A 20063-nucleotide genomic window follows, 5' to 3' on the forward strand; every position below is an offset into this window, starting at 1 on the left:
GGCGGCCTACAGGTGCTTCGGGCGCAGAGGCTGGGCTGCGGCCGCCATGACGGCGCTGGCGACACGCGAACGGTGACAGTCCCCAGAATCGCGTTCGTAACAGGTGATCGCCACGCGGTCTCCGGCGTCGATCCACCCCGCGATTCTGGCCACGGCGTCCTGGCATCGAGGCAGGGTCGTGGCTTCGTATTGGGCGAAGAGGCGCTCGTACGCCGCGCGATCCGTGAGGTCTGAGCGCGCTCCGGAATCGACGCCGAGCTCCCGGAATGGCTCATACCGGATGCCGAACTCGTCGCAGCCTTGCTGGAGAAGTCGCTTTGAGAATCCCCACTTGCGACTGATCGGGTTCCGGCGCACGTCGCAGAGGCGCGTGATTCCAGCCCGGAGAAGTTCGTTGAAGTAGGCTTCGTAGCTCCGCCCCTCGTAACCGATCGTCGCGAGGAGACCGCCCCTTGGCCTGCCGTTGCTGCGGGCAGCTTCATCACGACCGCGGGTAGCCGGCGGTCGGCGTTTCCCGCCAGCTACAGGATCGCGGCCTCCGCTCCGGCCGCTGGCTGCGAAGACGGAGACGTCGCCGTTCTTGAGATTGCCCGCGAGCCGATGGCCTTCCGGCGTGAGATGCCACGCACCGGAGACAAGGAAGCCACGGGCGGCGAGCTTGTCCCGGTCGGCCATGGCGGTGAAGGAACGCGGCCCGCCCTCGTCGGCGATGAAGTCATAGGGCGGCTCGATGCCGCGCTCCCGACACCGGCGGCCGTAGTCGAAGAGGAGCCACTGGACGTCGCGCTCACCCAGCTTCCCGCCGACGGCGCTCAGGAGAGCGAGAAGGACGCGCTGTCGACGGAATAGCCGGGGCATTGTCATACCGACGTCCTCACCCATGCGACAGCTGCCGTTTCACTTCGAGGTACTCGCGGACGGCATCCGCGATGTTCGCCAGGGCTTCCTCCTCGGTCGCCCCCTGGGACGCACAACCCGGAAGGCCGGGAACCCAGACAGAGAATCCCTCTTCGGACTCTTGCAGCGCCGCCAGGTACTTCATCTCCACCTCCAGGTTTCATCTGATCGGGCTGGTCAGTAACGCACAGAGGGCCCGTTTCGTGACCAAGCCTCTGCCCGTTCACGTCGGAGAGGTTCGCAGGCACAGCATCCGCCCAAGCGAAACGTTGACACGGCATTTGGGTGGTAACCTAAGATTCATGCGAATCGAATTCGACAAGATACGACGCGCCAAGACGATCAGGACCCCAAGCAAAAAAACGAACGAGAACGACGGCTCTACGGCCCGAGGTTTTGATCCGGAAACGGCGCCCGACCTCTCCAGGGATGGCTGGCCGGAGAAGTTCGCCAAGCAGTCCGAGAAGGGAGGCCAGCAAGCTGTGAGCATCGACACCACTTTCCTGCGCCGCTGCATCGCTTCGCTGGAGCGGGCGGTCGAGGGCATCGAGCGGCAGGAGGATCGCGAGGATGTCATGTACGACATCTACCGCGCTGCCTGCGTCAAGGAATTCGAGCTCGTCCTCGGGCAGAGCGGAAGGTTGCTGCGCCGGCGGCTCGCCGCCTCGTTCGTCAATAGCCGCCAAACGGACCGTCTACACTTCAAGGACCTCTTCCGCCATGCGGCCCGCCACGACCTCATCGACTGCGCAGCGGCCGAACGGTGGCTGCGCTACCGGGACAACCTGGACGTCACGACGCGCAACTCCGGCGAGGACTTCGCCGAAGCCACGCTGAAGCTGCTGCCTGGCTTCATCGATGACGCCCGCGCGCTCGCCCACCTGATGGAACGGAAACAGGTGGTGGTCGCGGGGGGCGGCCATGCGAGCGCTTGAACGTCGCTATACGCCGAACTGCCTGAGGTGATAGTCGAGGTGTCGCCAGCAGATCGATCCCCATTCCTGCCCTGAGATCGAGCCGCACCACGGATGGCGGCCCCACGGCTCGACGGGAGGCTTGTCACTGACGCGATCCACGAGGGCATGAAGTGAAGCGATATCCTCTCGCCACTCGCCCGGAGCCGCCCTCCGCATCTCGGGAGGAGCACGAAACCTCGCTTTCGGCCACGGCAGCCGGTGAACGAAGAGGTGTCGAACCGGCTTGAACCGAAGCAGCCCCGGGTTCACCGCGATGTCCCGGCTACGGAATCTGAGCGCGAGCTTCCCCGGGTTGACCTGAGTGTCGCCCAGCGCGACGCGCAGGTGGTCAGCAACATGGCAGACCATTTGCGCCGCCGACATCGTTCCCCAACGGGGATCGCTCTCCGGCAGGAGCCGGTCGATACGCGCGTGCATCCGTGCCACCGCCCGTCGGCTGAGGAGCGTCGGATTCAACCGCGCGTCCTTCTTTGCCATCAGCGCTGGGCGGTTACCTGAGTCACGTCGAACCAGTTCACGCGGCGCTCCGGGATCACGCCGCCGACGTCGCGCTGCACCAGGACCGCGAGCGTGTTCCCCAGGACGTCCATCGCCACGACCTTGTCCGCTACCTGCAACGTCAGGGCATGCCGGGGGCCCTGCTCGGTGAGTCGAAACATGTCGATGTAGCTGAGGGCGGGGATCACGTCGTCCACCGAATTCCAGTGCGACACGGCCCAGAATCGACGTCCATCATCCACCACCCGTGCGCCGTACCAGACCTTGGGTCGCTCCCGGATCTCCTCTTCGCTGGAGAACGGGCGGAACCCGCCCGCCGGCAGTGAATTCAGCCATCCCATCAGCGCCGCCACATCCTCGTCGGACGGATACCGCTCGACGTATGTCGACCGCACGATGGCCGTGGGGTCTTCCGCGTCCCGGTCCGCATACCAGATGAGAAACTCGCCGAGGCACGTGACGAAGAGCAGACCGCCGCTGCCATCGGAATACCCTGCCCCGAGCGGAGGACGATCCCGGCCGGCCCGCGAAGTCGAGCAATCCACGACGTCCGCCTCTTCGGGGACCGTCCGTTCCCATATCACACGGCCCGTGGCGGCATCGATTTCCCCTTGTACGGAGGAAGAGCCCGCGCCCGGATCGAACTTCCTATAGCGCGCGGTCATCGTCCCCCGCACGGCGGACGGATCGCTGTAGCTCAGGAGGTCCGGGAGCCCCGGCGTGGAGGCGATGAACTGGCCGGGCGGCGAGAACATGGACACGCGGTTCAGCCGTCTGTCCACGACGCCGATCGTGCCCGCCGGTCCGCGCAGAATATCGCTCGGATCCGTGAACTCACCCGGCCCTTCGCCCTCCGTGCCGAACGTGAACGAATCGCTTTCGGGGTCGGTGCAGACGACGCGGTACCAATACGTCTCGATGACGCACGCCGTGCCGCCCTCCAGCAGGACGACCTCATCGCGCTGGCTGGGAGGGGACACGACGGAGGCGTACGGATCGAGCCGGATGTAGGGCGAAGCGGAATCGCTCGGCTCCCCGCAGGCGGCTGCGAGCAGGGCGGCGAGCGCGATCCCCGGCGCGGGTCGCATCAGCCGATCGCGAATACGAGGCCGCCCTGGAAGGCTACGTGGCCGGTCTTCTTCCCCTCATCGTCGATTTCGGACAGGCCCCGGGAGTAGATGACCTCGAACGCCAGGTCCATCGAAGCGGAGAGTCTCACCTGGAACCCGCCGCCGACGGCGAGTCCGAAGTCGGTGGACTTGACGGCGCTCACGCCGCCCTCCCCGCAGGCGACTTCGGTGTCCTGCGCGCTCGCCGTCCTCCCGGCGCCCCCGGCCCCTGCCGCACCGACGCGGTTGGGAATCCCCGGCGGGACTTCGGGGCGCAGGGGTCCGGGATCGACCGACGCCACCGCCACCTGGCAGGAGAGGTTGAAGGCCACGTAGGGTCCGGCGAGAAGGCCGAAGCTGAGATTTCCCCCTTCGCCGGCGGTGCCCGCGCGGAGGAGCCCGGAGAACTGCACGTAGTCCAACTCGGCCGTCGGCTCGGCGAGCAGGCGGCTCGCGGTGATCGACGGCGGCACCTCCACGGAGCCGCCCTTCTGGGCAAGTCCCATGCCGAAGCGCACGCCCAGGCCGCCGCTCAGCGGGATCCCCGCGTCCACCCCCGCCACGATCCCGCCCCTGGGTTCGTCGAACGCCTGCCCGCCTCGCGCCGCCGCGTCCCCCCCGGACAGGGTCGCGGAACCGAGGCCGACCCTCAGGCCGATGGTCGTCTGCGCCGCAAGCGGCGCGGCCGCCAGGGCGAGAACCAGAGCCACCGCGTGGATCGCGGCTTGCGCGGAATTGCGTCCTGCGGACATGGCGTCTCCCTCCATGCGAATTGCGTGCGCTGGTCGCCACCCACGGAGCGAGGCGGCGGTCCTCCCACGCACCATTCTCCGCCGTTGACCTCCGATCATCAACTTCACGCGCTGTTGAGGTGGCTTCCCGCCTTCGTATTATGTGTGGGGCCGCCGCATAGTGTGTGGCGGCCACTTGAAGTCCTCTCGACCACATCCTTCACTCTCACACATCCAGGTCTCCGACCCATGATCGATATCAACGAAATCGGTGCGACCGCCTTCGTCATCGCGTCCATCCGGGCGCTGGAACCCGAGAAGCCGCGGCCGCTCTTCAACGATCCCTACGCGCCGTGGTTCTCGAACGACCGGGCGCGCACGGCCGCCCGGCAACTGGAGGCGGTGTTCCCGCCCTCGACGACGATGGTCCGCTTCCGCACCCGCTTCTTCAACCGCTTCGTCGAGCGCGGGATCGTGGACGGGGCCCGGCAGGTGGTGCTGCTCGGGGGCGGCTTCGACATGCGCGCCCACTTCTACCGCGGCACGGGCGCGACCTTCTACGAGGTGGACCAGAAGGCGGTCCTGGAATTCAAGCGCCACATCCTGACGGACAACGGGATCGAACAGCCGCCGTCGCTCTTCGCCAACTACCTGGAGGAGGACGTTCCGGGCGGCCTGGCCGACCTCGGCTTCGACCCCGAGGCGCCCACGCTGATGGTCTGGGAGGGCAACACGATGTACCTGCCCCCGCAGAGCATCATGCCGTTCCTGAACCGGCTCGGGAGCGCGATCCCGTCGTTCCGCATCGCCTTCGACTACTTCTCGGTCGACCTGCAGCGCCGCGAATTCGACAACGAAGAGGACCGCAGGCGGCTCGAAGGCGTGGAGCGCGCGATGAACGCCTCGTTCCCTACCGGCTTCCCCGACCTGACGGTGTTCGAGAAGCAGGCGCCGTTCGAGGTGGCCGAGTCCGGCACGTTCGCGGAGCTCGCGGAGGAATACGGCTTGGGCGAGATGGTCGCCGAGTACCCCGAAGACTGGCGCGAAACACTCAAACTCTACCGCTACTGCATCCTGCAACGGCGGTAGCCGGCGGCGCCCGCCATGGCCGCATCAGTCACGGGTTCCGTGGCGGTCGAAGAACTCGTCGGTGCGCGCGGGGAGGAGGAGACGGTCGGCGATGGCCGCGATCTCTTCCGCCTCCTTCCACGCCTGTTCCAGTATCCAGAGTTCGCCCTCGAGCGCGCGGCGTTCCTGCTCTTCGTGAAGGGACATTTCCAGGGCGAGGCGGGTGGGCGGGGACATGCCGCGGATGCGTCCCTTCTGGCGCAGCGCGCCGACGCGATCCCGGTTGGCCACATCGGCGAGAAAACGGCTGGGGTGGCCGCTGGATTCGATTTCTGCCACGGCCCTTTGGACGGCGGAGCGGGAACCGCCCCATCCGTTCAGGTGCGGGACGACGGCCCCCGCCACCCGGCGGGCGTCTTCGCCTGCGAACCACGCTCTCCGCATCGACCGTCTGATCTCGACGCCGAAGCCGAGGTCGCCATCGTCCGGCAACAAGCGGATGGAATTCAGATCGAGGAAGCTGAACTTCGCGACGGTGTCCGGAGTGACGGCGTCACCGTCGTTGGCCTTTCCGCCGACGCGAACCCTGGCCATTGGGCGAAGGTAGGCCCACGCCACCAGGGAGAACGAGGCGGCGGTGCCCCCTAGCCCGCCGATCGCGGCCATGACCGGGAAGGGGAGCTGCAGACCAACTAGCAACACGCCCCCCGAACTCCCAGCGGTCATGAGAACCGCACGGCGCATCCGCTTCCCGAACTGGTCGCCGTACCGCCACGCCGCGAACTCGCCCCGCGGCGGCTTCCCGATCCGCACCAGGTCCAGCCCTTCCCGGTGGCGCGCGATGCCGATGTTGTCGGTCGAGGCGCGGGTGCGCGTGTCGCGGAAGATGCGCTCGCAGGTCTCGATCGCCTCCCAGCGCTCCTCGAGCGGGGTCAGGTTCCACCGGTAGCACTTCCTGCACACCACCCAGAGCCGCCCCTTCGCCGGATCGAATGCGAGCCTCCGTCCGACCGGGAACTCCTCCACCACCTCGTTGGAGTCGAGGGGCTTCTTGCAGAAGATGCAGGTCTTGTACACACGCTCGTCCTTGTACATGCGCTCGGCGTCGGCCGTCAGGCGCCAGGCTGAAGTTGCTACGAGACGTTCCCGCGGGAACGTCCGTCAAGCTTCCGCGAGATTTCGCCGAGGTGCCCAGACGCCGGCGCCATCCCCCGAAGGCGCCGCCGACCGGCGTTCCTCTTCTTGTCACCGTCCGGTTGGATCGCCGATCATGAGATCCGACAGGGGAAGGTCCCGCTCACCCCCGGCAAGGGAGCGAATTCATGGTTTCCGTGTTCAGTCTGTGGCTGCCGATCCTGGTCTCCGGCGTGCTCGTGTTTGTCGCGAGCTGCGTCATTCACATGGTCATCAACTACCACCGGCACGACTACCGCGCGCTCCCGGACGAGGACGGCGTGATGGATGCCCTCCGCGTCTTCGACATCCCCGGCGGGACCTACTCCGTCCCGCACGCCGCATCCCGCGAGGTCCTCATGAGCGAGGCGTTCCAGGAGAAGGTGAAGCGGGGCCCGGTCGCGTTCATGACGGTGCTGCCCCCCGGCCACCCGCTCATGCGGAGCAGCCAACTCGTGCAGTGGTTCGTCTACTGCCTCGTCGTGAGTCTGCTCGCGGCGTACGTCACCGGCCTCGGGCTCGGACCGGGCGCGGAGTACATGTCGGTCTTCAAGATCGCCTCGACCGCCGCGGTCATGGGATACGCGCTCGCCCACGCCCAGGACGCGATCTGGATGTTCCAGGGCTGGCCCGCGACGGCGCGCAGCATGTTCGACGGCGTCGTCTACGGCCTCCTGACCGGCGGCGCCTTCGGCTGGCTCTGGCCCTGACCCGGCCCTGAGGCGGCGCGGAGGTGGTTGGAGACGGCGCGGAGGTGGTCGCGCATGGCCTCTTCGCTGAGCGTGTTGCGGCGCCGGCACTCCACGCTCCACAGGGCGCCGTGGACCTGGGACACGATGAACGAGCCCGCAAGGATGGCGGAAGCGACGCGGTAGCCGTCGTAGGCGTCATCCGAATCGAACGCGTCGCGCGACTCGCCCCAGATGCCGGCGGCCTGTCCGAGGTGCCCCCAGCCGACGACGCCATCGATGACCGGAGCGGCGAGGCTGCGGGTGCAGTCGCCGCGCGCCACCGGGCCCTCGCCCTTGGGCGGCCTGCGCATGAAGAGCATCGAGCACCCGCTCGAGAGCAGCGCGATGGCGAGGACGGCCGGGAGCGCAAAACGACGTTCACCCGACAACGAACACGATCCCGCTTTGCAGGGCCAGGTGACGGTTTCGGGTTCCGTCGTCGTCGATTCGGGAGAGACCCATCGCGTAGATCACGTCCAGTGCCAGGCCGAGTGACGCGCCCAGTCGTACTTCGACCCCCGCCCCGAAGGCCAGTCCGAGATCGGTGGACCTGAAATCGGCGCCATCTTCCTTGAGGCAGGACGCTTCCGTTCTCCAGGGCGGAGACTTGCTGGAGGGCTGCTGCTGCCCCGATCCGGGCGGAGAATGGCGTGTCGTCACCGCGATGTCGCACGAATGGTTCAGGGCCACGTAGGGCCCGGCGAGGACGCCGACCTTCAGAAGCCCCCGCTCGGCATCGGCACTCGCGCGGAAAAGTGCGGAGAACTGCAGGTAGTCCAACTCGGCGGTCGCAACGACGAACGCTCTGCTCGAGGTGACCGACGGCGGTGTGTCCGTGCCGCCGCCCTTCTGGGCCAGCCCCATGCCGACGCGGAGATCCAGGGTACCGCTCAGGGGGATCCCGACGTCGATTCCCGATACGGCCCCGAATCGGGATCTGTTGAGTTCCCCCCGTTCCACTTGCGGCGCGTCCCGGGACAGGGTCGCGGTGCCGATGCCGCCCCTGAGACCGATGGTGGTCTGCGCGGCGAGCGGCACGGCCGCCAGCGAGGTGAGCAGCGAGGCGAGAAGGGTGACGGTGAAGGACTTCGTCAGGGTGGACATGAAGACTCCCGAAGTCTGAACCGCTGGATCTTTCCCGTCGCCGTCTTCGGCAGTTCGGCGACGAACCGGACCCAGCGCGGGTACATGTAGCGCGGCAGCTCCTCCTTACAGTGTCTGACGAGTTCCGCGGCGAGCGCGTCACCGGCCGACTCGGCGCCCACCCTCTCCCGGAGCGGCTCCGACAGCACGACGTGCGCCTCCGGCTTCACCAGGCCGTGGTCGTCCTCGCGGCCCACGACCGCAGCCTCCAATACCGAGGGATGTTCCATGAGACGGGCCTCGATGTCGAACGGGGAGCACCAGATCCCGCCCACCTTGATCATGTCGTCGGCGCGGCCCTGGTAGTGGAACCAGCCTGCGGCGTCGCGCACGTACTGGTCGCCCGTGCGGAGCCAGCCGTCGACGATCGTCCGTCCCTCGAGTTCCGGACGGTTCCAGTAGCCGGGCGTCGTCGAGTCGCCGCGGATCTCGAGTTGCCCCGCCTCGCCGGGCCCCGACTCGGCGCCGTCTTCACCCACGATCCGCGCCTCGTAGCCGGGGACGACGCGGCCCGTGCTCCCGGGCTTCACGTCGCCAGGGGCGTTGGAGATGAAGATGTGGAGCGCCTCGGTGGAGCCGATCCCGTCCAGGATCTCGAGCCCCGTCGCCGCCTTCCAGCGGCGGAAGAGGTCGGGGGGCAGTGCCTCGCCGGCCGAGACGCAGAGCCGGAGCGAAGTCAGATCGGGACCGCCCTGCCCCGCCGGGCCGCCGCCCGCCGCGCCGGCTTGGTCCAGCGCCTGCAACTGGGCGGCGTACAGCGTCGGCACGCCGAAGTACGCCGTCGGGCGCAGCGTCTCGATCGTCTCGAACGTCGTCGCGGGCGTCGGCCGCCGCTCGTCGAGGATCGCGGTGCCTCCCACCCACAGCGGGAAGGTCATCGCGTTCCCCAGCCCGTACACGAAGAAGAGCTTCGCCGCGGAGTAGCAGCGGTCGTCCTCGCCCAGCCCGAGGATCCCCACGGCATAGTGCTCGCACGTGGCGGGCATGTCGCGGTGGCGGTGCGGCACCCCCTTGGGACGGCCCGTGGTGCCCGAGGAGTAGAGCCAGAACGCGACGTCGTCCGGGCGGGCGGTCGCGGCCTCCAGCTCTGGAGGAGCGGCGTCGACGTCGTCCAGCACCCCGCCCTCCGCCTCGAGCGCGAGCCCGCGGGCGCCCGTGCGCGCCGCCGCCAGCGCCGGCACGACCTCGGCCGCGAACTCCGGCGAGTAGACGACGGCCCGGCACTCCGAGTCGGCGACAATGAACGCGAGATCCCGCGCCCGCATGAGGTAGCTCACGGGCACAGGCACGATCCCCGCCTTGATCGCCCCCCAGAAGAAAAAGAAGAACTCGGGACCGTCCTTCACGACCATGAGCACCCGGTCGCCCGGCGCGAGCCCGAGCCCGAGGAGCGCGTTCCCCGCCTGCGCCACCCGCCCGGCCAGTTCCGCGTACGTGACCGTCGCCGCCGCCTGCTCGATGGCGACCTTGCCGCCCCGCCCCTCCGCCACATGCCGGTCGATGTACCAAGAGGCCGCGTTGAACGTCTCCCCATACCGGAGACGCGCGGGGACCACCGAACGCTCGATTCGCATCGGCGGCTAACCGCTACGGCGGAGGAAGGACCAACCGGATTGGACGCCAAACCATAATCGTATTTTACATTTGGTCAGACCAAACGGAAAACACGGCTGCGGCGAAGGCCTCGACTTCGCGGGGGGACGCGAGGCGCACGAACCGGATTTGCGCCCAGCGCGGGCCCGACATGCACGCGAGCATGTTTCGCCGCTTGCGCCTGTGCTGCGTGATGATCCAGGCGAGGAGCGAGTCGTGCCGCCAGACCAGGAGGTGGCGCCAGAACCACTCCCGGTTCGTACCCCAAACCAGTTCCCCGGATCGCGAGCGTCGCCACGAGCGGCGGAGGAAGCGCCCCACGAGGAGCGGCAGCGGCAGGTCGAGCCAAACGACGGTATCGAGGCGCGGCCACAGCACCCGCCGGGAGAACTTCTCGTAGGAACCCGCGACGACCCAACGTTCCCCCCGGGTCGCGTCTCGGATTCGGCGCTCGAACCTGTCGGGGTCCGTCTGGTTCAGCCCGACCCAGCCGGGCAGCCAGTTGAGCGCGTCCAGTTCCACGAACGGCGCACCCATCGCCTCCGCCAGCCGCGCCGCGAGCGTGCTCTTCCCCGACCCGCTGTTGCCCACCACCTGGACACGGCCGCCGATCTCGGCGTCCGGCGCGATTCGACTACCATGAACTCGGCGGATCATGGTCGGCAGTCTACGGTGGAGCGCGCCGGGATGCTTGCCGGTCGGTCGGGGCGAGGGGCACAATGGCGGCCGGATGCCCGAGCCGAGGGCCGGCGCCCGATGTCCAACTCCGAACTCCAATCCCGGGAGTCATTTCAGATGCGCGACGCAGACCGAATTGATACCTCGCGGCCACGGTGGCCGACGTTCCGCCGCGTCCGGGCGCCGCTCTCGCTGGGTGCGTTCCTTGCGGTCTTATGGCTCGTCGGCGGGTGTCAGGCGGGGGACGCCGGGGCCGGGGCCGGCGCCGAAACGGGCGTTGCAACTTCCCCAGCCAGTGCCTTTAGCGAAGCGGGGGGCGCCTTCCCGGACGGGTGGCCCTTCGCGGCCGAAGACGCGCCGGTGACGGGCACGGAGGGGATGGTCGCCTCGACGGACGAGTTTGCGTCGCGCGTGGGTATCGAGATCCTCGCGGCCGGCGGGAACGCGGTGGACGCGGCCGTGGCCACGGGACTCGCGCTCGCGGTCGTGAACCCGGAGGCCGGTAACCTGGGCGGGGGCGGGTTCATGATGATCCGCCTCGCCGACGGCACCGTCTTCGCGCAGGACCACCGGGAGAAGGCGCCGCTGGCCGCCACCCGCGACATGTACCTCGACGAGGACGGGAACGTGACCGACCGCTCCGTCCTGGGGCACCTGGCGGCGGGCGTGCCCGGGACGGTGTCGGGGCTGTGGGAGGCGCACCGGCGCTTCGGCGCGCTCGAGTGGACCGACGTGGTGCAGCCCTCCATCGACCTCGCGCACGGGTTCGAGGTCACGACGCGGCTGGTGTCCACGCTCGACGCGGCCCAGGAGGGGATCCGCGCCTTCCCGCACAGCGCGCGCATCTTCCTCCCCGGCGACGCCGTCCCCGGCCTGGGCGACACCTTCGCGCAGCCGGACCTCGCCGCCGTCCTCACGCGCCTCCGCGACCAGGGGCCCGACGACTTCTACCGCGGGGAGACCGCCGCCCTGATCGTGGCGGAGATGGAGCGCGGCGGCGGCATCATCACGCTGGAGGACCTCGACCGCTACGAAACGGTGTGGCGCGAGCCGGCCGCCTTCGACTACCGCGGCTACACGGTGCACTCGATGCCGCCGCCGTCCTCGGGCGGCCTCACCATGGCGGCGATCGCCAACATCCTGGAACGCTGGGACCTGGGCGCCATGGGCTGGAACAGCCCCGAGACGATCCACGTGATGGCCGAATCCTTCCGGCGCGCCTACGCCGACCGCAACGAGTACCTCGCGGACCCGGACTTCGTCGAGCTTCCCGCCGGCGAGTTCCTGTCGGAGGCCTACGCGGACCGCCGCGCGGCGACGATCTCCACGGAGCGGGCGACGCCCTCCGCCGAGGTCAATCCCGGGATCGACGCCTTCCTCGACGAGAGCCACACGACCCACTACGCCGTCGTCGACGCGGAGGGGAACGCGGTCGCGGTCACGACGAGCATCAACTCGTGGTACGGCGGCAAGGTCGTCGTGGACGGGGCGGGGTTCTTCCTCAACAACACGATGGACGACTTCGCGGCCAAGCCGGGCACGCCGAACCAGTTCGGCCTCGTGCAGGGCGAGCGCAACGCGATCGGCCCCGGCAAGCGCATGCTGTCGGCGATGAGCCCCACGATCGTCGAGGACGCGGACGGCGACCTCTTCCTCGTCACGGGAACCCCCGGCGGCGCCACGATCATCACGACGGTGCTGCAGTCCATCTTCAACGTCGTCGACCACGGGATGAACGTCGTGCAGGCGGTCCACGCCCCGCGGGTGCACCACCAGCACCTCCCGGACCTCGTCTTCCACGAGTTCGGGGGACTGGGGCCGGCCGCGGCGAGCGCGCTGGAGGCGCTGGGACACACAGTCCTCGAGCGCGACCCGGGCCCGCCCGACGCCTACTTCACCGGCGGGATGTCGGGCGACGTGCAGCTGATCATGGCGATGCCGGACGGATCCTGGACGGCCTGGTCCGACCCCCGCCGCGGCGGGACGGCGCTCGGCCGCTAGGGTCCCGGCGCCGGGGGCACAGCGCAACGACCGGAGCTGGATTTCCCGTCCGCTGTGCGGCCAAGGGCACGGCGGTTACGTTGCGTTCCCCATCGCTCACACCTACTCCAGGAGACGAGGCTTGACGGCGGGGCGCATCATCTCGCAGCCCATCTCCCGCGCAGATCTCGCGCAAATGGCCGAGACCCAGTTCGGCGACTGGATCAAGGCCGTGGTCGACATCTCCCGGGAGGTCATGGCCGTCGGAGGCGATTTGCACGCGGATGATGAGGCGCTGCTCCTCCAGCACGACTCCCGCCAGCAGGATCTCTGGGGCATCAACCTGTATCTGGAGGACGAAGGCGCGGAATGGATCGAGTTCGACTCGCTGATAAACATTCGGCCCGCGCAGGCGAACCGCTCCCGCGGCGTAGACGACGAGCAGACGCGTGAGCGCATCCGCACGCTGGTCGAGTCGCTGGTTCTCGCCGAGTAAGCGCGCACAATGACGCCGCCTCTTCACAAGCAGGCCGCCGCGGGCGGATGGGCCAAGCTCGATCTGGTCGAGCAGCTCGGGAACATCGGCAGCGAGGTGGAGCGCGCGATTCGCGCCCACGAGAGCGGGAAGGCGAGCCGGTTCGAGGGCGCTCTTGCGCGGGCGCTGGAGCTCTTCGACCTGACGGCCGCGGACCCCCGCTGGCACGGCCACCGCTGTCAGGAAGTTCTCCGCGCCCGCGAGGAGTTCTGCCGCCTCTTCTTCGACGCCGAAGCGCCTTCCGGCTCGGCGGAGGGACTGCGCAAGTATTTCTTCGGCTTCGCCTACGCCGCGCGCATGCGCCACTACCGCCAGCACCCGGGGCTTGCCGAGGACTGATGGGCCTGCCGTATCATCTCCTTCATCCCGAGAGACCAGGAGATGACTCCATGTACCAGCTATCGGTCCCGCGACTACGACGGCCGTCCAGCGCGCTGATCCCCCTGGCGGCGCGGTTTCTCCTGCCCCTGGCGCTGTTTCTCCTGTCCGGATCGCTTCTCCTGCCAACGGCGTCGCACGCGCAGGATCGCGAGGTACAGGTCACGGTGTCGGAGGGGACGAACATGGCGGCGGCGGTATCGCCGGACGGGAGCCGGATCGTGCTCGACCTGCAGGGGACGCTGTGGGTGATGGACGCGGGGGGCGGCGAGGCGCGCGCGATCACGGACATGTACTACGACGCGCGGCAGCCGCAGTGGGCGCCGGACGGGAGCCGGATCGTGTTCCAGTCGTTTCGGGACGGGCGCTGGCACATCTGGTCGATCGCGTCCGACGGGACCGATCCGGTGCAGCACACCTTCGGTCCCTACGACGAGCGGGAGCCGGCCTATTCCCCCGATGGCGGCGCGATCGTCTTCGCCTCGGATCGTTCCGGCAACTATGACATCTGGACGCTCGACGTCTCGGGCGGGCCCGGCGACGGCCGAATCCAGCGGGTGACGGACGCGCCCACGCACGAGTTCACGCCGCAGTGGTCACCGGATGGCGAGTCCCTGGCCTACGCTTCGGACCGCGCCCTCGGGGCGATCGTCGTCCGCGAGAGCGGCGGCTCGATCCGGGTCGTGGCGCGGAACGCGGGCGCGATTTCGCCGGCGTGGAGCCCGGACGGAAGCCGGATCGCGTACTCGGCCGTCGTCCAGGGCCAGACCGGCCTCTGGGTGGCCGACGCCGGCGCCGACGACAGCGGAGGCGGGGGCGCCGCCACGCCGACGCGCCTCACCGAAGAAGGGGCGGACGTCTTCCCCTTCCGTCCCATGTGGATGGGGGACGGGATGGGAGACGGGACGGACGCCGCGGAGATCGCCTACACCGGCGACGGCCGCATCCGGCGCGTGTCGGCGGACGGCGCGCCGGGGGCGGACATCCCCTTCGAGGCCACGTTCGCGTTCACGCGGCGCGACTACGAGCGCGCGCCGCGTTCGTTCGAGGCGGGAGGACCGGAGCCCGTGCAGGGGATCGTCGCCCCGGCGGTCTCCCCGGACGGTCGCCACATCGCCTTCACCGCGCTCGGCGACCTGTGGCTGCTCGACATCGGGGCGGGCGGAGCGGACGGGACCGACGAGGCGGGCGGCGCGAGGCCCCGGCGGCTCACGGACGACCCCTTCGTCGACCTGATGCCGGCGTGGTCGCGCGACGGCTCGCGGCTTGCCTACGCCTCGGACCGGGCGGGCTCGCTCGACATCTGGGTGCGCGACATGGCCACCGGCACCGAGACGCGCGCCACCGCCGAGCCGGGCGGAGAGGTGGGCCCCGTGTTCTCCCCCGCCGGGGACCGGATCGTCTTCACCTCGGTCATGGGCCTGCAGGCCGCCGTGCAGGCCGTGGACCTCGCGACGGGCGAACTCACCACGATCCGCGGCGATCTCTTCGCTCCCAGCCGGCCGTCGTTCTCTCCGGATGGGCGGACGATCGCGATGTCCGTCCTCTCCCAGTACTCGTCGCGCTTCCGGGAGGGGCGGAACGAGATCCTCCTGCAGCCGCTGGACGGAGGCGAGACGCGCGTGGTCACGGCGGCCGATCACGAGAACATGGGCGTGCGGGCGCTCGACGGGCCGGTGTGGTCGCCGGACGGGCGGCGCATGGCGTACGCCAGCGAGGGCGTGCTGTGGATGGTCGAGGTCGACGCGGACGGCGTGCCCAGCGCGCCGCCGACACGTCTCTCCAACCACCACGCGGACGCGATCTCGTGGACGGGCGACTCGCGGTCCATCGTCTATCAGTCGACGCGCGGCCTGCGCCGCTACCACCTCGACGACGGCCGCTCCGAGGAGATTCCGCTGCGGCTGGAGTGGCAGCGCCCCGCGCGCGAGGGTGCCGTGCTCGTGCGCGCGGCGCGCGTGTGGGACGGCGTCTCGGACGAGATCTCCCGCGACATGGACGTCATCATCGAGGGCAACCGGATCGTCTCCGTCGTCCCGCACAGCGACGCGAACCTCGCCGCGGTCATCGACGCGGGGGGCGAGGTCGTGGACGCGGGCGACCTCACCGTCCTTCCGGGCCTCGTCGACATGCACTCGCACATGGGCTACGGGATGGGCGAGGCGCTGGGCCGCGCCTTTCTCGCCTACGGGGTGACGACGATCCGCGATCCCACCTCGGACCCCTACGAGATCGCCGAGCGCCGGGAGTCCATCGACTCGGGCCGCCGCATCGGACCGCGGGAGTTCGCCACCGGCCGCACGATGGACGGCAACCGGATCTACTACTCGGGCGCCGGCTCCCTCGGCCCCAACGGGAACCTCGAGCTGGAGCTGGACCGCGCCGAGCACACGGGCTATTCGCTCATCAAGACCTACGTCCGCATGCCGGACCTCATCCAGCGCCGCATCATCGAGTTCGCGCACGGGATCGGGATTCCGGTGGCGAGTCACGAGATCTATCCCGCCGTCGCCCACGGCCAGGACCACGTCGAACACATCTCGGGCACGAGCCGCCGCGGCTATTCGCCGAAGGTGACGGCGATGTACCGGACGTACGACGACGTGATCCAGCTCCTTACCGCCTCCGGCATGACGATCACGCCGACGATGGCCCTCATGGGCGGCTGGTGGAAGTCCGTCGGCGACGACCCGTCGTGGACGACCGACGCTCGCTTCGAGGCCGTGTTCCCCGAGGGGATGGCCGAGGCCATGACCGCGCGCGCCCTCACGAGGGGCCGGGCCGGCGGCATCGACGGGCTGCTCGCCGACGCCGGCCGCACCGTAACCCGCGTCGTGCGGGGCGGAGGCAAGGTGGTGGCGGGAACGGACTCCCCCATCATCCCCTACGGCGCCGCCCTCATCGCGGAGGTCGAGAACTACGTGTGGGGCGGCCTCACGGAGGTCGAGGCGCTGCGCACGGCGACGTCGGTGGCCGCCGAGGCGCTCGCGATGGAAGGAGAGATCGGAACGCTGTCCGCCGGAGCCCTGGCCGACATCCTCATCGTCGAAGGCAACCCGCTGGAGGACATCGAGGACCTGCGCCGCGCCCGCATCGTCATCAAGGACGGCGAGATCTTCCGCCTCGAGGACCTGTTGCAGCCCCCCCGCGCGCTCGTGCCCTGACCGCGTGGGGACGCTTCGGCGGGTTACGGCGGGAGAATCTCGTCAGCCTCCGACCGGGAACACGAACCCGGCCTGAAGCGCCAGGTGCCGCGTGTTGACGGTTCCCGTTGACGTGTCATCGATGTTCGCGAGTCCCAGCGAGTAAATCAGATCGACCCCCAGCCGCACATCGCCGGAGATCGCCAGTTCCACCCCGGCGCCCGCCGCGATGCCGAAGTCGGTCGGTTTCGTATCGGCGTCGCACGACCCGGCCTCGCTCAACGATCCCAATTCGCCAAGATCGACCTCCACGCTCGTGTCGCAGGAAAGCAGGGAGGCCGCCCACGGGCCCAGCAGCAGACCGAAGGACGCTCCGCGGCCTCGAGGTGTTCCGATGCGCACGAGCGCCGACGCCTGTACCCAGTCCGCCTCGATGCGGCCCGACCCGACGCCTTCGATGCCTTCCGACGCGAGGTCCACGGACTGGGCCGTACCCTACTGGACATACGCTCCGCCGATCCGCAGCTCGACCGAGCTTCCGACCGGAAACGCGATGTCGAGGCCCGCAACCACGCCCCGCCGGGCCTCCTGGTCCCCAAACTCGTCCACATCCGTGGAGATGGTGGCATCGCTCAGCCCGCCACGAAATCCGAGCGTCGTTTGCCCCATCAGCGGGGCGGCGATCAGGAGGGGAAGGAGCGACGCGACGATTCTGCGCATGTGGAAACCGACCTTTCGGAAGACACCGTGGCTCAGAAGAGACTCGTGACGATGAACAGTACGGCGACGCCGCTCAGCACCCAAATCACGCGGTCGCTGCGCTGGAGGAGGACGTGCTTGTTGAGGATCGCCCCGATCGGGGCGGCGAAGGCGTAGGTCGCGAACAGCGTCATGTAGAAGTCCTGCACCAGGGAGAACGTGAAGCCCCCCGTGCCGCTGCTCGCCTCGATGATGTCGAAGACGGTGAAGATGATCGTGAACCAGACGCCGAACTGCAGGTAGAGCTTGGCCTCGGCGCGCCGGCGCCTGCGGAGGATGGCGAACGCGGCCAGCACCTGGCGGAAGGCGAGCGACACGGCCCCGCCGGGATCGTTCGTGTAGTAGAACAGGCGCAGCCGGTGCGCCCAGCGGTCGAACCCCCGCAGGATTGGCAGGTTGGAGAGGGCGGCCCAGCGCGTTCCCAGCAGGGTGATCGCGATGAGCGCGAGCGCCGCGACGATCGGCTCGTAGATCCCGAAGCCGCGCGCGAAGGCGCCCATCGATCCGCCCGCCAGCATCATCACGACGGAGTCGGCGACCAGGCGGACGCGCGTCCCCCGCTTGGCGGCCCAGTGCGGCTCCGGCGGGAGCGTCTCCCCCTTGGCCGGCATGAAGGCGAGCTGGCGGGGCGGCAGGCCGAGGAAGCGCCGCCGCGCCTGGTCTTCGTTGAACTTCCGCACCATGCGCGGAATCAGGAGCACATCCAGCAGCCACCACAGCCCCGCACCTCCGAGCGTGAGGAGCATGAGGAGGCCGGTGCCGGGACGGTCGAGATAGAAGCGGTGGCCGCCGAAGATCCCCGTCAGGAGCCACAGCGGATAGGCGATGCCTTCGCGCTTCGGCCGGTAGCTGTAGAGCTGGTCGAGCACCGCCCGGGAGAAGTCGAGGTCGCCCCGCCCAGGCACCTGCGGCGGGCCCTGGTGCAGCGCGGAGAGCCCGAACAGGGTGTCGTCGGAGGCGTCGTCGGAGGTCCCGGCGGCGCGGTTTCGTCGCTTCAGAAGGCCACGGGCTCCTTGAAGCGGCCGTACACCTTCTCCAGCACGATCCGGATCTCGCCCAGCGTCGCGTAGGCCCGCACGGCGTCGAGCAGCGGCGGCAGCAGGTTCTCGTCCTCGCGCGCGGCCCGCCCCAGCGTCTCGAGCGCCCGCTCGACCGCGCCGGAATCGCGGCGCGCGCGGAGATCCGCCAGCCGCGCCTCCTGCTTCGCGGCGGCCTCCTCCCCGATCTTCAGAATCTCGATCGGGGGCTCTTCCGCATCCTCGAAGCGGTTCACGCCCACGATCGTCTGCGTCCCCTTCTCCACCTCGTCCTGGAAGCGGCGCGCGGAAGCCGCGATCTGTGCCTGGAAGTAGCCGGACTCGATCCCGTACACGACCCCGCCGATGTCGTCGATCTCGCGGAAGATCTCCTCCGCCTCCGCCTCGAGTTCATCCGTGAGCGACTCGACGTAGTAGGAGCCCGCGAGCGGATCGATCGTGTTCGGGACGCCGGTCTCGTAGGCGAGGATCTGCTGGGTGCGGAGGGCGATCTTCGCCGCCTCCTCCGTGGGGAGCGCGAGCGTCTCGTCCATCGCGTTCGTGTGCAGCGACTGTGTGCCGCCGAGCGCCGCCGCCATCGCCTGGTACGCGACCCGCACGATGTTGTTGTGCGGCTGCTGGGCGGTGAGCGAGACGCCGGCCGTCTGGGCGTGCGTCCGCAGCCGCAGGCTCCGGGGATCCCGGGCCCCGTACACGTCGCGCACGTGCCGGGCCCAGATGCGGCGGCCCGCCCGGAACTTGGCGATCTCCTCGAAGAAGTCGTTGTGCACGTCCCAGAAGAAGGAGAGCCGGGGCGCGAAGCTGTCCACCTCGAGCCCGCGTTCGATGCCCCGCTCCACGTAGGTGAAGCCGTTCTTGAGCGTGTAGGCGAGTTCCTGCGCGGCGGTCGCCCCCGCCTCGCGGATGTGATAGCCGGAGATGGAGATCGTGTTGAAGCGCGGCGCGGCGTCCGCCGACCACTCGAAGATGTCGGCGATGATCTTGAGCGCGGGCTCGGGGGGGAAGATCCACGCGTGCTGCGCCTGGTATTCCTTGAGGATGTCGTTCTGGATCGTGCCCCGGACCCGGTCGAGCGGCACCCCCTGGTTCTCCGCCGTGACCAGGAGGAAGGCGTACAGCATGAGGGCGGGCCCGTTGATCGTCATCGACACGGAGACCTGGTCGAGCGGGATCCCGTCGAAGAGCGTCTCCATGTCGGCGAGGCTCGAGATCGCGACGCCGCACTTCCCCACTTCTCCTTCGGAGCGGCGGTCGTCGGAGTCGTATCCCATGAGGGTGGGGAAGTCGAAGGCGACGGAAAGGCCGGTCTGTCCGCGCCGGAGGAGGTACTTGTAGCGCTCGTTCGTCTCGTGCGCGGTGGCGAAGCCGGAGAAGAGGCGCATCGTCCACAGCTTCGTGCGGTACATCGAATGGTAGGGGCCGCGCGTGAACGGGAACTCGCCGGGCGTGCCGAGCCGGTCCAGGTAGCCCGCGGGGCCCGTGTCGCCGGCGTCGAGGGGGGTGTAGAGCGGCTTGATCTCCCGCCCGGAGATGCTCCGGAAGCTGGTGTCGTCGCGTTGCGGCGCCTGGCGGAAGACCGCCTCCCACAGCTCGAGTTGATCGCTCAGCGCACCGTGCTTGCTCATGCCCCGTC

At 69.1% G+C, this 20063-nt stretch carries 21 protein-coding genes; 7 read left to right on the plus strand and 14 right to left on the minus strand.

Annotated features, from left to right (window positions below; genetic code table 11):
• Positions 1–6: 6 nt before the first annotated feature.
• Positions 7–864, minus strand: coding sequence for a DUF488 domain-containing protein (locus RN743_RS10065; protein ID WP_310779601.1), 858 nt, complete (start codon positions 862–864; stop codon positions 7–9).
• Between the two features lie 10 nt (positions 865–874).
• Positions 875–1042: a type II toxin-antitoxin system HicB family antitoxin gene (locus RN743_RS10070; RefSeq protein WP_310779602.1), complete on the minus strand. Its 168-nt coding sequence runs from the start codon at positions 1040–1042 to the stop codon at positions 875–877.
• A gap of 157 nt (positions 1043–1199) precedes the next feature.
• On the opposite strand from RN743_RS10070, the gene RN743_RS10075 reads away from it, so the two are divergent.
• Positions 1200–1832, plus strand: a complete 633-nt coding sequence (locus tag RN743_RS10075; protein WP_310779603.1) for a nucleotidyltransferase substrate binding protein — start codon at positions 1200–1202, stop codon at positions 1830–1832.
• 6 nt (positions 1833–1838) lie between these two features.
• On the opposite strand, the gene RN743_RS10080 is transcribed toward RN743_RS10075, so the two are convergent.
• Genes RN743_RS10080 through RN743_RS10090 form a run of 3 tightly spaced genes read right to left on the minus strand, consistent with a single transcriptional unit; the run spans position 1839 to position 4233 of the window.
• On the minus strand, positions 1839–2330 hold the full coding sequence (locus RN743_RS10080; protein ID WP_310779604.1) for a hypothetical protein: 492 nt from the start codon (positions 2328–2330) through the stop codon (positions 1839–1841).
• A 20-nt stretch (positions 2331–2350) separates the two neighbouring features.
• Entirely contained in the window at positions 2351–3460 is a 1110-nt protein-coding gene (locus RN743_RS10085) for a hypothetical protein (RefSeq protein WP_310779605.1), read from the minus strand.
• A complete protein-coding gene (locus RN743_RS10090; RefSeq protein ID WP_310779606.1) occupies positions 3460–4233 on the minus strand; it encodes an outer membrane beta-barrel protein in 774 nt (257 codons plus the stop codon). Before RN743_RS10090 ends, RN743_RS10085 begins: the two co-directional genes overlap by 1 nt.
• A 228-nt stretch (positions 4234–4461) precedes the next feature.
• Between RN743_RS10090 and RN743_RS10095 the strand changes: the two genes are divergently transcribed.
• Positions 4462–5301 (plus strand): SAM-dependent methyltransferase, encoded by an 840-nt coding sequence (locus tag RN743_RS10095; protein ID WP_310779607.1) that lies wholly within the window; start codon positions 4462–4464, stop codon positions 5299–5301.
• A 24-nt stretch (positions 5302–5325) separates the two neighbouring features.
• Here RN743_RS10095 and RN743_RS10100 read toward each other — a convergent pair whose 3' ends face one another.
• Positions 5326–6375: a hypothetical protein gene (locus RN743_RS10100; RefSeq protein WP_310779608.1), complete on the minus strand. Its 1050-nt coding sequence runs from the start codon at positions 6373–6375 to the stop codon at positions 5326–5328.
• Between the two features lie 227 nt (positions 6376–6602).
• Between RN743_RS10100 and RN743_RS10105 the strand changes: the two genes are divergently transcribed.
• Positions 6603–7163, plus strand: coding sequence for a hypothetical protein (locus RN743_RS10105; RefSeq protein WP_310779609.1), 561 nt, complete (start codon positions 6603–6605; stop codon positions 7161–7163).
• Here RN743_RS10105 and RN743_RS10110 read toward each other — a convergent pair.
• The 4 genes from RN743_RS10110 to RN743_RS10125 form a co-directional block, all read right to left on the minus strand.
• Entirely contained in the window at positions 7118–7573 is a 456-nt protein-coding gene (locus tag RN743_RS10110) for a hypothetical protein (protein WP_310779610.1), read from the minus strand. The genes RN743_RS10105 and RN743_RS10110 overlap by 46 nt on opposite strands.
• A complete protein-coding gene (locus tag RN743_RS10115; RefSeq protein ID WP_310779611.1) occupies positions 7563–8288 on the minus strand; it encodes a porin family protein in 726 nt (241 codons plus the stop codon). Before RN743_RS10115 ends, RN743_RS10110 begins: the two co-directional genes overlap by 11 nt.
• Complete coding sequence (locus RN743_RS10120; protein ID WP_310779612.1) at positions 8276–9901, minus strand: benzoate-CoA ligase family protein; 1626 nt, start codon at positions 9899–9901, stop codon at positions 8276–8278. The genes RN743_RS10115 and RN743_RS10120 overlap by 13 nt, the downstream gene beginning before the upstream one ends.
• A gap of 64 nt (positions 9902–9965) precedes the next feature.
• Positions 9966–10577, minus strand: a complete 612-nt coding sequence (locus tag RN743_RS10125) for an AAA family ATPase (RefSeq protein ID WP_310779613.1) — start codon at positions 10575–10577, stop codon at positions 9966–9968.
• A gap of 381 nt (positions 10578–10958) precedes the next feature.
• Between RN743_RS10125 and ggt the strand changes: the two genes are divergently transcribed.
• The 4 genes from ggt (at position 10959) to RN743_RS10145 (ending at position 16655) form a co-directional block, all read left to right on the plus strand.
• Positions 10959–12599 (plus strand): gamma-glutamyltransferase, encoded by a 1641-nt coding sequence (ggt, locus tag RN743_RS10130; RefSeq protein WP_310779614.1) that lies wholly within the window; start codon positions 10959–10961, stop codon positions 12597–12599.
• Positions 12600–12720: 121 nt separating this feature from the next.
• Positions 12721–13074 (plus strand): DUF5674 family protein, encoded by a 354-nt coding sequence (locus RN743_RS10135; RefSeq protein ID WP_310779615.1) that lies wholly within the window; start codon positions 12721–12723, stop codon positions 13072–13074.
• Between the two features lie 9 nt (positions 13075–13083).
• The gene (locus RN743_RS10140; RefSeq protein WP_310779616.1) at positions 13084–13452 is read left to right on the plus strand and encodes a hypothetical protein; all 369 of its coding nucleotides are present in this window, start codon (positions 13084–13086) and stop codon (positions 13450–13452) included.
• A 50-nt stretch (positions 13453–13502) separates the two neighbouring features.
• Positions 13503–16655 (plus strand): amidohydrolase family protein, encoded by a 3153-nt coding sequence (locus RN743_RS10145; protein ID WP_310779617.1) that lies wholly within the window; start codon positions 13503–13505, stop codon positions 16653–16655.
• A 42-nt stretch (positions 16656–16697) separates the two neighbouring features.
• Here RN743_RS10145 and RN743_RS10150 read toward each other — a convergent pair whose 3' ends face one another.
• The 4 genes from RN743_RS10150 to RN743_RS10165 form a co-directional block, all read right to left on the minus strand.
• A complete protein-coding gene (locus RN743_RS10150) occupies positions 16698–17114 on the minus strand; it encodes a hypothetical protein (RefSeq protein WP_310779618.1) in 417 nt (138 codons plus the stop codon).
• 15 nt (positions 17115–17129) lie between these two features.
• A complete protein-coding gene (locus RN743_RS10155) occupies positions 17130–17354 on the minus strand; it encodes a hypothetical protein (RefSeq protein ID WP_310779619.1) in 225 nt (74 codons plus the stop codon).
• A gap of 32 nt (positions 17355–17386) precedes the next feature.
• Positions 17387–18298: an NINE protein gene (locus tag RN743_RS10160; protein WP_310779620.1), complete on the minus strand. Its 912-nt coding sequence runs from the start codon at positions 18296–18298 to the stop codon at positions 17387–17389.
• Between the two features lie 89 nt (positions 18299–18387).
• Positions 18388–20055, minus strand: a complete 1668-nt coding sequence (locus RN743_RS10165; RefSeq protein WP_310779621.1) for a methylmalonyl-CoA mutase family protein — start codon at positions 20053–20055, stop codon at positions 18388–18390.
• Positions 20056–20063: the final 8 nt, after the last annotated feature.

Source organism: Candidatus Palauibacter scopulicola (genome assembly GCF_947581915.1).
In the GTDB taxonomy this organism is placed as follows: Bacteria; Gemmatimonadota; Gemmatimonadetes; order Palauibacterales; family Palauibacteraceae; genus Palauibacter; species Palauibacter scopulicola.

Excerpts from the sequence above, each read along its gene's own strand:
- RN743_RS10085 (WP_310779605.1), bottom strand. The coding sequence starts at position 3,460 with ATGCGACCCGCGCCGGGGATCGCGCTCGCCGCCCTGCTCGCAGCCGCC.
- RN743_RS10155 (WP_310779619.1), bottom strand. The coding sequence starts at position 17,354 with ATGCGCAGAATCGTCGCGTCGCTCCTTCCCCTCCTGATCGCCGCCCCG.
- RN743_RS10070 (WP_310779602.1), bottom strand. The coding sequence starts at position 1,042 with ATGAAGTACCTGGCGGCGCTGCAAGAGTCCGAAGAGGGATTCTCTGTC.
- RN743_RS10100 (WP_310779608.1), bottom strand. The coding sequence starts at position 6,375 with ATGTACAAGGACGAGCGTGTGTACAAGACCTGCATCTTCTGCAAGAAG.
- RN743_RS10140 (WP_310779616.1), top strand. The coding sequence starts at position 13,084 with ATGACGCCGCCTCTTCACAAGCAGGCCGCCGCGGGCGGATGGGCCAAG.
- RN743_RS10105 (WP_310779609.1), top strand. The coding sequence starts at position 6,603 with ATGGTTTCCGTGTTCAGTCTGTGGCTGCCGATCCTGGTCTCCGGCGTG.
- RN743_RS10090 (WP_310779606.1), bottom strand. The coding sequence starts at position 4,233 with ATGTCCGCAGGACGCAATTCCGCGCAAGCCGCGATCCACGCGGTGGCT.
- RN743_RS10075 (WP_310779603.1), top strand. The coding sequence starts at position 1,200 with ATGCGAATCGAATTCGACAAGATACGACGCGCCAAGACGATCAGGACC.
- RN743_RS10065 (WP_310779601.1), bottom strand. The coding sequence starts at position 864 with ATGACAATGCCCCGGCTATTCCGTCGACAGCGCGTCCTTCTCGCTCTC.
- RN743_RS10145 (WP_310779617.1), top strand. The coding sequence starts at position 13,503 with ATGTACCAGCTATCGGTCCCGCGACTACGACGGCCGTCCAGCGCGCTG.
- RN743_RS10165 (WP_310779621.1), bottom strand. The coding sequence starts at position 20,055 with ATGAGCAAGCACGGTGCGCTGAGCGATCAACTCGAGCTGTGGGAGGCG.
- RN743_RS10115 (WP_310779611.1), bottom strand. The coding sequence starts at position 8,288 with ATGTCCACCCTGACGAAGTCCTTCACCGTCACCCTTCTCGCCTCGCTG.
- RN743_RS10095 (WP_310779607.1), top strand. The coding sequence starts at position 4,462 with ATGATCGATATCAACGAAATCGGTGCGACCGCCTTCGTCATCGCGTCC.
- RN743_RS10125 (WP_310779613.1), bottom strand. The coding sequence starts at position 10,577 with ATGATCCGCCGAGTTCATGGTAGTCGAATCGCGCCGGACGCCGAGATC.
- RN743_RS10120 (WP_310779612.1), bottom strand. The coding sequence starts at position 9,901 with ATGCGAATCGAGCGTTCGGTGGTCCCCGCGCGTCTCCGGTATGGGGAG.